Genomic DNA, 13,817 nt, shown 5'->3' with positions numbered 1-13,817 from the left:
AGGCTTTTTTGTATAATTAGGTCTTATTATTTCAAAGTAGCTACCGCGTCTTTAATGCGCTGAACTGCTTCCGTCAGGGCTTCGTCGGAGGCTGCCGTTGAAATCCGAATGCAGTTTGGTGCTCCAAAACCGGAACCGGCTACTGTCGCTACGTAAGCCGTGTTTAATAACCACAGCGAGAAATCATCAGAATCCTTGATGCTGGTTGTGCCGTCCGATTTGCCGTAATGGGCGCTTACGTCCGGGAACGCGTAGAAAGCGCCTTCCGGTACGTTTACCTTGAAGCCCGGAACTTCTCTCAAGAGTTTCACCACCAGATCGCGGCGGCGTTCGTACGCTTTGGCCATCTCCTGCGTAGTGTCCATCGGTCCGTTTAAGGCGGCCACGGTGGCTTTCTGCGCAATGGAGTTTGTCCCTGATGTTACCTGGCCTTGCAGTTTCTCCACGCCATCGGCAATCCACTTGGCTGCACCGATGTAACCAATCCGCCAGCCCGTCATCGCAAAACCTTTCGCTACGCCGTTAACGGTAATAACGCGGTCTTTGATTTCTGGGATTGAGCCAATGCTGAAATGGCCACTCGACGTAAAATTGATGTGCTCGTAAATTTCGTCAGCCAGCACAAACACGTTTTCGTGCCGCGCAACTACTTCACCAATGGCGCGCAGTTCGGCCTCACTGTATACAGAACCGGTCGGATTGTTCGGCGAAGCATACATCACGATTTTCGTCTTATCCGTGATCGCCGCTTCAACCTGCTCGGCGGTTACTTTAAAATTATTCTCGAATGTCCCATCCAGAACAACGGATTTTCCTTCGGCCAGCTTCACCATTTCGGAATAGCTCACCCAGTAAGGCGCCAGGATAATCACATCATCGCCCGGATTTACCAGCACCTGAATGACATTCGCCAACGAATGCTTGGCGCCCGTCGAAACAACAATATTTTCTGGTTTCCAGTCGATATTGTTTTCCCGTTTAAACTTGTCTGCAATGGCTTTACGGAGATCCGGATAACCGGCTACGGGCGAATAACCATGAAAACCATCGTCGATTGCTTTCTTGGCAGCTTCGCAAATGTGTTGCGGGGTTTTGAAATCAGGCTCACCTACACTGAGGCTGATTACCTTGTGGCCTTGCGCGGCCAGTTCCCGCGCTTTTTTGGTCATAGCCAGGGTCGACGACTCTTCTAAGGCGTTAATGCGGTCGGCCAACAGGCTGGGCGTATCCACTCCGGGAGTCTCCACTAATGCGGACATAATACGATGGAATTGATCGAAAGGTTAAAAACGAATCCTGCATTCTGACCAGAACAGCCAGTGAATCCAGGTTGCGGCTACAAAATTACTATCTATCAAACGAATAGCCTATTATTATTTATCTTTTCGCAAGAAAGATTGTATTATATTGAAGATTCGTCAATTGAAAAAGCGTCGGCATCGTTATAGGCCGGAAACTGGTTGCGGAAATCGCGTAGCTCATCCAGCGATAATGTAGTCTGGTAGACAGTTTCCTGATCCGTCTGGCGAAATAAAACCTCGCCTTTAAAATCAATCACGGCTGAATCGCCTGAATAAAGATGGCCGTTTCCGTCCTGACCAACCCGATTAACACCCACCACATAACTCAGATTTTCGATGGCGCGGGCCTGTAGCAGGGTGTTCCAGGCGTTGCGGCGGGGCGTGGGCCAATTGGCAACATAGAGCAGTAAATCGTAATCCAGCGGAGCGGCTTCGTCAGCCCGTGACTTGGCGGGCCTGTTTCGGCTCCAGACCGGGAAGCGTAGATCGTAGCAGATAAGCGGGCAAATGTTCCAGCCGCGCCAGTGCTTCACCAGCCGCTTCGTGCCGGCGGTAAACACTTTTTCTTCGCCCGCCATGCGGAACAGGTGCCGTTTGTCGTAGGTATCGAACTGGCCGTCCGGTTGCATCCAGATCAGCCGGTTGTAATAATTTCCTCCTTCCTGAACCACATAACTTCCCGTGACGACGGCATTGGTCTGAGCCGCCATCTGACGCAGCCATTTCAGCGTGGTCAGGTTCATGGGCTCGGCCACCCCGGCAGCGTTCATGGTGAAGCCCGTCGTAAACATCTCGGGCAGCACAATCAGGTCCGTCGGTTCGGGCAGCGTAAAAAGCTGTTCCTCCATCATGGCCCGGTTGGCCGTCGGGTTTTCCCAGTAAAGATTCGATTGGAGGAACGTGAGATGCATAGAAAAAGATAAGGTAGTAAACGAGAAGCTTAATGAGTTGCTCAAGTTACTACCTTACCAGTTAGTTTTTTGGAAATTTCATTTTATAATCGGCCTTAACGTTCCCTTTGGTAATATCGGCGAGCCGCTTTTTGATCAGTTGCCGTTTCAGGGGCGAAAGGTAATCCGTGAAGAGTTTGCCTTCGATGTGGTCGTATTCGTGCTGGATGATGCGGGCCGCCATGCCGTCAAATTCCTCCACGTGCTCGTTCCAGTCCGTATCGAAATACCGAATTTTGATTTGTTCAGGACGGTATATTTCGGCGCGGATTTGCGGAATACTCAAACAGCCTTCTTCAAAACCCCACTCTTCGCCTTCTTCTTCCAGGATTTCGGCGTTAATAAACACCTTCTTAAACCCTTCCAGACTTGGATCTTTGTCTTCTTCGGGTTCACCCTCATTAAGCGGCGTACCGTCTACCACAAACATGCGAACGCTTTTGCCAATCTGAGGTGCTGCCAGCCCAATTCCCGATGCTTTATACATCGTGTCAAACATATCTTCGCTTAACTTTTTTACGTCAAGCGCTCCTTTTTCAATATCCTGCGCCCGCTTCCGCAAGACGGGATCGCCATAAGCAACAATAGGGTAAATCATACAACAAAGATAAGCGATTTTACACGGACAACTGCAATAGACGATCGCGTCCAGCGTAGGACTGGGGCCGATAAGCGCCTGATTTTGTCCGCGTAAAACCTCCTGGGCGCACTATTCGCCTTTTTTTGTTTTCAACCGATCTCGCAACTGAAATAGTTCGTCGCGCAGGCGGGCCGCTTCCAAAAAGTTAAGTTCTTTGGCGGCTTTTTCCATTTTGGACTGCGTTTCGGTAATCAATTGCTCCAGATCGCTCTTGCCCATGTACTGCACAACCGGGTCGGCGGCAATCCGAATTTCGTCGGGCTCCACGTAATACTGTTTCGTTGCTGGTTTGGAGTCGGCCACTTTGGTTTGTTCCATAATGGATTCCCGCGATTTCAGTACGGTGGTTGGCGTAATGCCATGCTCTTCGTTGTAAGCCTTCTGAATGGCGCGGCGGCGGTTTGTTTCGTCGATGGCTTTCTGCATCGAACCCGTAATGCGGTCGGCATACATGAGTACTTTGCCGTTGGCGTTTCGGGCTGCCCGTCCAATGGTTTGGATCAGCGAGCGAATATCACGCAGGAAGCCTTCTTTGTCGGCATCCATAATGGCCACGAGCGAGACCTCCGGTAAGTCAAGTCCTTCCCGCAAGAGGTTCACTCCAACCAGTACGTCGAAAACGCCCAGGCGCAGTTCGCGCAGAATCTCCACCCGGTCGAGTGTTTTCACCTCGGAGTGAATATAGCGCGTTTTGATGCCAACCCGATCCAGGTACTTGCTCAACTCCTCGGCCATCCGTTTGGTCAGTGTGGTCACCAGAACGCGTTCGCCCTGTTTAACGCGGGCGTCAATCGCTTCGAGTAAGTCGTCAATCTGGTTCAAGCTGGGCCGGATTTCAATCTCGGGGTCAAGCAAACCCGTTGGCCGAATCAGCTGTTCGACCACAACGCCTTCGCTCTTGCGGAGTTCATAGTCGGCTGGAGTAGCCGACACGAAAATGGCTTGTCCGGCCATGGCCTCAAACTCCATGAACGTCAGCGGGCGGTTGTCCAGCGCCGACGGAAGTCGGAACCCATAATCTACCAGGGCTTCTTTCCGCGAACGGTCGCCGCCCCACATGGCCCGAATCTGCGGCATGGTTACGTGGCTTTCGTCCACCACCAACAGGTAGTCGTCGGGGAAATAATCCAGGAGGCAGAACGGTCGCTGACCGGGCAGGCGGCGGTCGAGGTAGCGCGAGTAGTTTTCGATACCCGAACAATACCCTAATTCCCGCATCATTTCGATGTCAAACTCGGTCCGCTCCCGAATGCGTTCTGCTTCTGAAAACCGAAGATCCTGCTCGAAGTACTTGACCTGGGCCACCAGATCGTTCTGAATTTCGTGAATGGCGCCGTTGAGCGTATCCCGGCCCGTAACAAAAAGGTTAGCCGGGAAAATCGAAATCATCCGTTCCGTCGACAGCTTTTTGCCCGTGTTGGGGTCAATGCGTTGGATGGCTTCGATTTCGTCCCCAAAGAAGATAATGCGGTAGGCAAAATCAGCGTAGGAAACGTAAATATCCACCGTGTCGCCTTTGACGCGAAACGTACCCCGCGAAAACTCAGCTTCTGTCCGGCTGTATAGAATCTCGACTAGCTTGTAGAGAAACTGGTTGCGCGGAATCATTTCTCCAACGCCCAGCCGTACGACACTGCGTCTAAATTCGTCGGGATTCCCCATGCCGTAAATACAGGAGACCGAAGCCACCACGATCACGTCGCGCCGTCCGCTCATCAGGGCTGAGGTCGCCGCCAGCCGCAGCTTGTCGATTTCCTCATTGATGGCCAGATCTTTCTCAATGTACGTATTGGTAGTGGCGATATACGCTTCCGGCTGGTAGTAGTCGTAATACGAGATGAAGTATTCGACGGCATTTTCCGGGAAAAACTGCTTGAATTCGCCGTAGAGCTGGGCCGCCAGCGTTTTGTTGTGGCTCAGGATGAGCGCCGGGCGGTTTAATTCGGCGATAACGTTGGCAACGGTATAGGTTTTTCCGCTTCCCGTAACCCCCAGCAAAACCTGCGCTGGTTCGCCTTCTTTTAGTCCATTTACGAGTTGTGCAATTGCCTTGGGCTGATCGCCCGTGGGTTTAAACTCTGATGTCAGCTTAAATTCCATAACCCACTAATTTACGAAATAAAGGGCGGATAAACAAGCCTCCTGTCAAGATCGAAGAGGCTTGTTAATAGCAACAAGGGATTACTGGAAATGTTGCCAGCCCTGCGCGCGAATGGGCGTATACTGACCGGCTTTCGTGGCCAGAACAACGCTTTTCGGGTCGTCGGTCAGGTAGCCAATGGCCGTAATGCGCGCGTGGTTTTTCAGCTTTTCAAATTCCTGCGGACGCACGGTAAACAAAAGCTCATAATCTTCGCCACCGTTCAGGGCCGACGTAATCGGGCTTAAATTTAATTCGCTGGCAGTCAGATACGATACGTCGTCGATGGGCAGGTTTTCATCGAAAATAACCGCGCCCGTTTTGGATTGCGAACAGATGTACAGCAAGCCATCCGCCAGACCGTCCGACAAGTCAATCATGGCCGTGGGCTGAACGTCCAGGTCACGGAGTTCGTACACCATGTCGGTGCGGGCGTTGGGACGAAGCTGGCGTTCCAGTAGATACGATTTTTCTTCCGGGATTTCGGGCTGCATGTCCGGATTGGCCATAAATACCTGCTTCTCGCGTTCAAGCAATTGCAAGCCCAGGAAAGCGGCACCCAGATCGCCCGTAACGCAGAGAACGTCGTTGGCTTGCCCACCGGAGCGATACGTAACCTTGTCTTTGGCCACCCGGCCCAGCGCCGTCACCGAAATCACCAAACCCGCCCGCGAAGACGTTGTATCGCCGCCGATCAGGTCAACTTTATAATCGTCGCACGCAACGCGAATACCGGCGTATAATTCTTCAATGGCTTCGACCGGAAAACGGTTGCTCAGGCCGAGACTAACGGTGATCTGCGTGGGCGTGCCGTTCATGGCGGCGATGTCGGAAACATTGACAGCCACGGCCTTGTACCCTAGATGCTTCAGCGGGGTATACGAGAGATCAAAATGAATGCCTTCCAGCAGCATATCGGTTGAAACAAGCCCGTAATCCGGCCCATCCATATCAATCACGGCGGCATCGTCGCCAATCCCACGGACCGTTTCCGGGCGGGTTGTGCTCAGAAAAGGTTCGCTCAATCGTTGGATCAGGTTAATCTCGCCCAGCGATCCTAGTTCAGTTCGTGTGTTCATACGGCAAAAATAAGAAAGCCGCTTTCGCGGGGAAAGCGGCTCGGTATAAAGTTCGTTTCGGGTGTCCCTTACGGATTGGACAGTGTGTACGTATTGATTGTACCACCCGTTTTCTGACTGGCTGTCAGGCGGGTTAGTTTTAATTCGCTATCCGTAACCGAGTTGATGGTAAATTCAAGGGTACCATTAGAGCCGGTAGGCTGCGGACTCAGGTTTTTCAAAATCAGTTTGTTATCTCCCTGAAGCTCGTATTGGCCGGAGAATGTGTTGCCATCAAATTCTTTGTACGTAACGGAAGGTGCTGCGGATAAATTCAGCGAGAATTGAGCGTAACCTTGAACCGTATTGGACGTACCGCCTTTTGTATAAACCGTTGTCGTATTGTGATCAACTCGTTGGGCCGTCCAGGCTTTTGCGATCAATTCAGAGACAGGGGTTTTGTCTTTGGGTTTGCAGCCGGTCACCAGCAGGAACATTGTCAGTACAGCCAGTAGGCCAGTGGATACATTTCTTTTCATGGGCTTGATTGGATCGAGGCGTTATAACCAATGCTATAACGACTTAAGATACAAAATTAGTAAAAGTTGTTTGTTTAATTGAGACAATAAAATTACAGTGTTTTCCCGAATCTTGGCATTTTTGCTTTTTGGTTTATTCAGAGGATGGAAACTAATTTACTAAAAGGTTACACCAGGTCGCAATTGGCGCTGCGAAACGGCAACGACCGGGAAGAAATCTGGTGTGCTTATCAGGGGCTTATCTACGATGTGTCGGCGAGTCGGCTCTGGCGAAATGGCAAGCATTATGAACATTGGGCTGGTCAGGACCTAACGGACGAACTGGTTGATGCGCCCCATAATGCGCTTGTTTTTGACCGATTTAAGGTAATCGGAAAGCTACTTTAACAGAAACTATATGATACTTATTGCCGATAGCGGTTCAACAAAAACCGAGTGGCGTACGATAGCTCCGGGTGGCCAGATCGGGCAGGCGAGAACAATTGGATTTAATCCGTTCTATCAGGACAGCGAAACCATTGCGGCTGAACTGCAAAAAAGCCTGCTTCCCACCATCGATGGCGTTGTGAGCAGCATTCATTATTACGGTTCGGGTTGCGCGGGACCGGAATCCTGCGGGGTCGTGGAAAAAGCCTTGCGGACGATTTTCCCGGAAGCGGAGACGGTGCAGGTCGGCAGCGATTTGCTGGGAGCGGCCCGGGCGTTGTGCCACCACGAAGAAGGCATTGCCTGTATTCTGGGCACCGGTTCAAACGCCTGTCTGTACGATGGGCAGGACATTGTGCAGACGAGTGGTTCGCTGGGTTTCTGGTTGGGTGATGAAGGCAGCGGCGGTTATCTTGGAAAAACACTGGTGACCCGCTACCTGCACAATGAACTGCCGGAAGAGCTGAGGGAAAAATTTCAGCGACGCTACAAGGCGGTTGATCGGTTGACGGTTCTGGATCACGCCTACAAGCAGCCTTTTCCGAATCGCTATTTTGCGTCGTTTTCCAAATTTTTGTTTGACAACCGCGCGCATCCGGTGGCCTACCAAATGGTCTACGAAGCGTTTGAGTTATTCATTGACAAGTACATCCGCAAGTTTGATCGGCGGGCCGAATTGCCCATTCACTTTGTAGGCTCCGTCGCTTTTTATTACAGCGACATCCTGCGTCGGGTTGTTAGCGACCGGGGCTTGACGGTCCAGCGCATTCTGGAGACCCCCATTGCAGGATTAACGCTTTATCACAATTAAAAAAAAAGCCCGATCAAGAGGTCGGGCTTTTTTCTGTAAACTAATTCAACGTCACTCTTTCAATACCTTAACGGTCTTCAACATGGTTGCTCCGTCATTTACTTTTAGGTAGTACATGCCCCGCGTGAGTTGCAGCGACCGAATGTCAATGGACGCTTTGCCCTCCTCCACACGCACTGAACTGTGCGGAATCGCCGTTTGCTGACTGCTTTGCGAAATAATCTCGAAAGTTAGATTTTGCGTCGAGGTTTCAATCGGAAGGCTCACATTGATGATATCCTGCACTGGATTCGGCGCGACCACCCAAGGCTGAGCCGTTGCTTGCGGCGCTGTATCGGCGCTCAGGCGTCCCCCAGCATTGGTAAAGCCTACAATCATTGATTGAGTAGCTAGTGATCTGCCCGTTGCGTTCGGTCCGGCAAAAGCCGTTGCTCGTACGAAATAATAACCCGGCTGCGGGCGGAGCCCTGCTTCTGAAAACAGCGTGTAAGGTGCCTGATTATCGATTTGGCTGGCACTTTGCTCACCCAGAACTTCAAGGTAAATACTGCCCACCGGCACCGTAGACGTACAGGCAAAATTAACAAACGTAGGCAGGTTATTGGAACGAAGCATAATACCCGGCTGAAGGGTTTGAATCAGTTGCCCATTCGCACCCGCGCCAATCAGCGACAGGGTCAGCTCCGGAGTAGCAGCCTGGGGGGATACCGTCAGCTGAAAGGAAGTGCTAGCCGTAGCTTGATTGCCATCTACACCCGTTAAAGTCACCGTACTAACACCGACGTTGGTAGGGGTACCGCTGATCGTACGCGTACTGGCGTTGTAACTTAAACCCGCCGGTAATCCGGAAACGGTAACCTGAACCGGTTGCGGATTCGATGAGATAAAGATATTGCTAGGAAGCTGGTGTGAATAAGCAGTCCCCTGATAAATAGTCTGGTTAGGGATTGGATTGACCGTAATTGGCTGCCCTGTTCCGCCCGAATTATTGACCGTGAACGTAAAGGTGGTGGATACAGAAGCACCTTTGTCATCGATAGCTCTTACGGTTACCTGCGACTGTCCAGCGAGGATAGGTGTACCACTAATGGTGCGGTTGCTGGCGTTATAGCCCAAACCGGCTGGTAAGCCACCGAGCACCTGGATACTGGCAATCGAGCCGTCCGGGTCGGAGAACGTGTTTGCCGGAAGTACATAACTGTAAGCTTGTCCAACGGTTGCAGTTTGGGCCGGAATAGCCTGACTAACCACGGGCGATTGATTCGCTGGTGGATTGGTCGTTGGTGAACCCGTGACCGTGAGCTGGAACTGCGTAGTCACCGTTGCACCTTGGTTATCGGTGGCCTGCACGTTGACCGTGGATTGTCCGGCGGTGGTAGGCGTGCCGCTGATGGTGCGATTGCTGACGTTGTAGCTCAAACCCACGGGTAGTCCGCCCGTTACCTGCACGCTAGCAATGGAGCCGTCAGGGTCGGAGAAGGTGTTTTGCGGAATTACATAGCTGTATGCTTGACCCACGGTCGCATTTTGAGCTGGAATGGTCTGGCTAACAATAGGCGACTGGTTGGTTGGCGGAGTTGACGTAACCGGACAGGTATACTGGCTGGATTGGTGGTTGAAAAGCTCCTGATTGGTTCCCGCAAAATTAATACGTATGGTATGCGTACCTCCCGTGCGATAAGCTTGGGGCGGCACGATTTCGAAGCCGTGGCGTCCGTTATCTCCCAGATAAACTCCTAAATCCTGACGCAATACATCGGCTGTTGTGGTTAGGGCCAGAGTACCGTCGATGTACACATCAATACCGATGGCCTGATTCGGACGATTGCGATCAGCAGCCCAACCGCGCACAGAAGTACATTCAATATTATCGACGTGTCCTTCGTAGCGAGGCGTAACAGCCTGACTTGATACGACAAAAGAAAAAGTGGTTGCGACCGTTGCACCCCGGTTGTCGGTGGCCTGTACATTGACCGTAGATTGTCCGGCGGTGGTGGGCGTACCACTGATGGTGCGGTTGCTGGCGTTGTAGCTCAAACCCGCGGGCAGCCCGCCCGTTACCTGAATGCTGGCAATGCTGCCGTCAGGGTCGGAGAAGGTATTTTGCGGAATGGCGTAGCTGTAGGCTTGGCCAACCGTGCCGCTTTGAGCCGGGATGGTTTGGCTAACCACAGGCGATTGATTCGCTGGTGGATTGGTCGTTGGTGAACCCGTGACCGTGAACTGGAACTGCGTAGTCACCGTTGCGCCCCGGTTGTCGGTGGCCTGTACGTTGACCGTAGATTGTCCAGCGGTGGTGGGCGTGCCGCTGATGGTGCGGTTGCTGGCGTTGTAGCTCAAACCCGCGGGTAGGCCCCCCGTTACCTGCACGCTAGCAATGCTGCCATCAGAGTCGGAGAACGTGTTCTGCGGAATGGCGTAGCTGTACGCTTGGCCAACTGTGCCGCTTTGAGCCGGGATGGTTTGGCTAACCACAGGCGATTGATTCGCTGGTGGATTAGTCGTCGGTGAACCCGTGACCGTAAACTGGAACTGCGTAGTCACCGTTGCACCCCGGTTATCGGTGGCCTGCACGTTGACCGTGGATTGTCCGGCGGTGGTGGGCGTACCGCTGATGGTGCGGTTGCTGGCGTTGTAGCTCAAACCCGCGGGTAGCCCCCCCGTTACCTGAATGCTGGCAATGCTGCCGTCAGGATCCGAGAAGGTGTTCTGCGGAATGGCGTAGCTGTAGGCCTGACCCACGGTCGCATTCTGAGCTGGAATAGCCTGGCTAACAATGGGCGACTGGTTGGTGGACGACCCCTGGCAGCTGGTGGTGAAATTATAAGAGACGATCTGACCGCCTTGTCGGGCATTAAGCACCAGCGGCGTGTTCTGCCGCAAGGACTCATCCACCGACTGGATCGGGTTAGGGCTCCAGTCAGTGACACCGATGGCCTGGTATTGAATGGGTAAACCGTTACCCCCTGTGGTGCGAAACTCCAACCGGCCCGTCACGCAGTCGTAGATGGGGGCAATCAGGGTTAACTGGCCCGATCCCGAAGACGCATTGACCGTAAAGGGAAAGCTGGTCGATACGGTGGCGCCTTGGTTGTCGGTAGCCTGCACGTTGACTATGGATTGTCCGGCAGTGGTGGGTGTACCACTAATGGTGCGGTTGCTGGCGTTGTAGCTCAAACCCGCGGGTAGCCCCCCCGTTACCTGAATGCTGGCAATGCTGCCGTCCGGGTCGGAGAAGGTGTTCTGCGGAATGGCGTAGCTGTACACCTGTCCCACGGTCGCATTCTGAGCTGGAATAGCCTGGCTAACAATGGGCGACTGGTTGGTCGGTGTACTGGTATTAACTGCAAACTGGAACTGCGTAGTCACCGTTGCACCCCGGTTATCGGTGGCCTGCACGTTGACTGTGGATTGCCCGGCAGTGGTGGGCGTGCCGCTGATGGTGCGGTTGCTGACGTTGTAGCTCAAGCCCGCGGGCAGCCCACCCGTTACCTGCACGCTAGTAATGCTGCCGTCAGGATCCGAGAAGGTGTTCTGCGGAATGGCGTAGCTGTAGGCCTGACCCACGGTCGCATTTTGAGCTGGAATAGCCTGGCTAACAATGGGCGACTGGTTGGTAGACGACCCCTGGCAACTGGTAGTAAAATTGTAAGAGACGATCTGACCACCTTGTCGGGCATTAAGCACCAGCGGCGTGTTCTGCCGCAAGGACTCATCCACCGACTGGATCGGGTTAGGGCTCCAGTCGGTAACGCCAACGGCTTGATATTGAATGGGTAAACCGTTACCCCCTGTGGTGCGAAACTCCAGCCGACCCGTTACGCAGTCATAGATGGGGGCAATCAGGGTTAACTGGCCCGATCCCGAAGACGCATTGACCGTAAAGGGAAAGCTGGTCGATACGGTAGCTCCCTGGTTGTCGGTGGCCTGCACATTAACCGTAGATTGTCCGGCAGTGGTGGGCGTACCGCTGATGGTGCGGTTGCTGGCGTTGTAGCTCAAACCCGCGGGCAGGCCCCCCGTTACCTGAATGCTGGCAATGGAGCCGTCGGGGTCGGAGAAGGTGTTTTGGGGAATGGCGTAGCTGTAGGCTTGGCCAACCGTGCCGCTTTGGGCCGGAATAGCCTGACTAACCACGGGCGATTGGTTACCGGAAGAGCCACCGGTGATGGTAATCTTAAACTGAGTCGAGGTGAAAGCCCCCAGGTTGTCGGTCGCCTGTACGGTGATTTGAAGCGTTCCAGCGGATGTCGGTGTACCCGAAATGGTCGTTCCATTGGCAGAGAGACCGTTCGCGGGCAAACCCGCCGAGATAAGTACCTGCGTGATAGAACCGTCTGGGTCCGTGAACGTTCCGCTCGGAATGGTGTAATTAAAAGGCTGTCCAACAGAGGCCGTCTGATCGGGAATGGTCTGAGCTACCCGTGGATCCTGGTTGGTATCGTTCAGCAAATCCTCGTCGAGTAAAACTCTTACGGGCTGATTGGTCTGGGTGTAAAGCTGGTTCCAGCGGGGATAAATTGGGTCGTAGGTGAAATCTGAACGCAATACATCGGACAATTTATAACCCATTGTCGCCTGTGGTTGAATGACCGGAACCGGCTGACTGAGCCAACCCTGACCTTTGACAATTTCCAGGATGCGGTTTAGTTTGCCGATCTGCTGCGGGCTGTTAAAATTGGCGTAAATAATGAGTTTTGCACCGTGCGTGAAACTGGTTTGGACCTGTTCAACGTGTTCTTCCGCCGAGGCCCAGTCAATCATTCCATCAACTTCATTGCTGGCATAACCGCCCTCGCGGATGTTGCTGCGAACAACATCCATCGACCAGCGGTGGTTGTATTCCGGACCGTCGTTTAGTTTTACGCCGTCGGCATTTTGAGCCAGGTTTTTGAAGCCTAACGTGCCCCGGCGACCAGACAACTGATCCCAGGCCGAGCCGTGCTGGTTAATGATTTTGATGGCTCCGTTTACGTTCTTAATGGCTTGTATGGTTTGGTCGATGTAGCGTTTTAGCATCCGGTGACGAAATACGTACCAGTCTTCGCCGCGTTTGCCGGCAAAAGCGCCCCAGGGCGTTGCCGAACCGAAGCCGGAAGGCTGAACGGCTTCCCAGGAAACGTAATCGCTGCCCCAGCGCTGGTTGAGTGTAGCCAGGGAAAAGCGACTTTGCAACCATTGCCGGAAGCCCGTCCGCATGTAATCGCTGTAGTCAAATGTGGTTCCGTACAGCACCCCCGACGGGCGGCTAGTATTGCTGGGCGCGTATTCGCACTCAAGGGCGCCCGAGCCCGCCACCGACATAAAAAGCAGGTGATTTTGCTGCTGAAGGTATTGAAAATGCTCTGTTACCTGACGCACAAAATCTTTGGCTAGATCCAGGGAAGGCTGGTGGGCAAAGCTGAAGTGGACCCCAGTAACGCTATTAAGCCGTTGTAAATCAGAGCCCATCATGGTTTCCTGCTCCGACCAGAACCCATTTAGCAGATTGACATCGCGGGCGGTTGTAATCCGGATTCCTACTTTCAGATTGAGTTGGAGCGCTTTCTGAACCTGTAAGTCCAGGTTAGTCCAGTTCGCTGGGCCATTGCGAGTAGGAAATACCTTATCCCAGTGAACGCAAATTTCGACCATGTTACAACCATTCCGGGCCGAGTTTTCTATCCGATCCAGGCCAAAACCAGGGGTGTCTTCAAAATTGTAAAGGACAATACCCATGTAGCGCTGTCGATCGGGAGGGACGTCTGTTTGAAGGTGATTTGGTTTGGCCGACGTAGAAGGTAAATCATAGGCTAGACCGATGGGGCGTGCCAAACTCAATAGGCAGAATAAACTAACCAGTAAATTTTTCAACATACTATTAAAGAGAGACTATGATAAATGGTGTATATGAAAAAAGTATAATATAAAAGAGGCATACGCTGTTAGAGCGATCACGGTGAATCGCGTGGC

General features: G+C 52.8%; 9 protein-coding genes. 2 read left to right on the top strand and 7 right to left on the bottom strand.

Annotated features, from left to right (window positions below):
• Positions 1–26: 26 nt before the first annotated feature.
• The 6 genes from L0Y31_RS04705 to L0Y31_RS04680 form a co-directional block, all read right to left on the bottom strand.
• The gene (locus tag L0Y31_RS04705) at positions 27–1,259 is read right to left on the bottom strand and encodes a pyridoxal phosphate-dependent aminotransferase (protein WP_234735980.1); all 1,233 of its coding nucleotides are present in this window, start codon (positions 1,257–1,259) and stop codon (positions 27–29) included.
• Positions 1,260–1,402: 143 nt separating this feature from the next.
• A complete protein-coding gene (locus L0Y31_RS04700) occupies positions 1,403–2,212 on the bottom strand; it encodes an amidohydrolase (RefSeq protein WP_234735979.1) in 810 nt (269 codons plus the stop codon).
• 61 nt (positions 2,213–2,273) lie between these two features.
• The gene (gene def, locus L0Y31_RS04695) at positions 2,274–2,849 is read right to left on the bottom strand and encodes a peptide deformylase (protein ID WP_234735978.1); all 576 of its coding nucleotides are present in this window, start codon (positions 2,847–2,849) and stop codon (positions 2,274–2,276) included.
• A 111-nt stretch (positions 2,850–2,960) separates the two neighbouring features.
• The gene (gene uvrB, locus L0Y31_RS04690; RefSeq protein ID WP_234735977.1) at positions 2,961–4,991 is read right to left on the bottom strand and encodes an excinuclease ABC subunit UvrB; all 2,031 of its coding nucleotides are present in this window, start codon (positions 4,989–4,991) and stop codon (positions 2,961–2,963) included.
• 81 nt (positions 4,992–5,072) lie between these two features.
• Positions 5,073–6,110, bottom strand: a complete 1,038-nt coding sequence (gene thiL / locus L0Y31_RS04685; RefSeq protein WP_234735976.1) for a thiamine-phosphate kinase — start codon at positions 6,108–6,110, stop codon at positions 5,073–5,075.
• 68 nt (positions 6,111–6,178) lie between these two features.
• Entirely contained in the window at positions 6,179–6,628 is a 450-nt protein-coding gene (locus L0Y31_RS04680; RefSeq protein WP_407084063.1) for a hypothetical protein, read from the bottom strand.
• Between the two features lie 144 nt (positions 6,629–6,772).
• Here L0Y31_RS04680 and L0Y31_RS04675 point away from each other — a divergent pair, with 144 nt between their 5' ends.
• Both L0Y31_RS04675 and L0Y31_RS04670 read left to right on the top strand, forming a co-directional pair.
• A complete protein-coding gene (locus tag L0Y31_RS04675; protein WP_234735975.1) occupies positions 6,773–7,015 on the top strand; it encodes a cytochrome b5 domain-containing protein in 243 nt (80 codons plus the stop codon).
• A 10-nt stretch (positions 7,016–7,025) separates the two neighbouring features.
• Positions 7,026–7,865: an N-acetylglucosamine kinase gene (locus tag L0Y31_RS04670; protein ID WP_234735974.1), complete on the top strand. Its 840-nt coding sequence runs from the start codon at positions 7,026–7,028 to the stop codon at positions 7,863–7,865.
• Between the two features lie 51 nt (positions 7,866–7,916).
• On the opposite strand, the gene L0Y31_RS04665 is transcribed toward L0Y31_RS04670, so the two are convergent.
• A complete protein-coding gene (locus tag L0Y31_RS04665) occupies positions 7,917–13,721 on the bottom strand; it encodes a putative Ig domain-containing protein (RefSeq protein ID WP_234735973.1) in 5,805 nt (1,934 codons plus the stop codon).
• Positions 13,722–13,817: the final 96 nt, after the last annotated feature.

It is taken from the genome of Tellurirhabdus bombi (assembly GCF_021484805.1).
Classification (GTDB): Bacteria; Bacteroidota; Bacteroidia; order Cytophagales; family Spirosomataceae; genus Tellurirhabdus; species Tellurirhabdus bombi.
The sequence above is the reverse complement of the archived record's forward strand: the minus strand, read 5'-3'. Positions and strand labels throughout refer to the sequence as shown.

Excerpts from the sequence above, each read along its gene's own strand:
- L0Y31_RS04705 (WP_234735980.1), bottom strand. The coding sequence starts at position 1,259 with ATGTCCGCATTAGTGGAGACTCCCGGAGTGGATACGCCCAGCCTGTTG.
- L0Y31_RS04700 (WP_234735979.1), bottom strand. The coding sequence starts at position 2,212 with ATGCATCTCACGTTCCTCCAATCGAATCTTTACTGGGAAAACCCGACG.
- def (WP_234735978.1), bottom strand. The coding sequence starts at position 2,849 with ATGATTTACCCTATTGTTGCTTATGGCGATCCCGTCTTGCGGAAGCGG.
- uvrB (WP_234735977.1), bottom strand. The coding sequence starts at position 4,991 with ATGGAATTTAAGCTGACATCAGAGTTTAAACCCACGGGCGATCAGCCC.
- thiL (WP_234735976.1), bottom strand. The coding sequence starts at position 6,110 with ATGAACACACGAACTGAACTAGGATCGCTGGGCGAGATTAACCTGATC.
- L0Y31_RS04680 (WP_407084063.1), bottom strand. The coding sequence starts at position 6,628 with ATGAAAAGAAATGTATCCACTGGCCTACTGGCTGTACTGACAATGTTC.
- L0Y31_RS04675 (WP_234735975.1), top strand. The coding sequence starts at position 6,773 with ATGGAAACTAATTTACTAAAAGGTTACACCAGGTCGCAATTGGCGCTG.
- L0Y31_RS04670 (WP_234735974.1), top strand. The coding sequence starts at position 7,026 with ATGATACTTATTGCCGATAGCGGTTCAACAAAAACCGAGTGGCGTACG.
- L0Y31_RS04665 (WP_234735973.1), bottom strand. The coding sequence starts at position 13,721 with ATGTTGAAAAATTTACTGGTTAGTTTATTCTGCCTATTGAGTTTGGCA.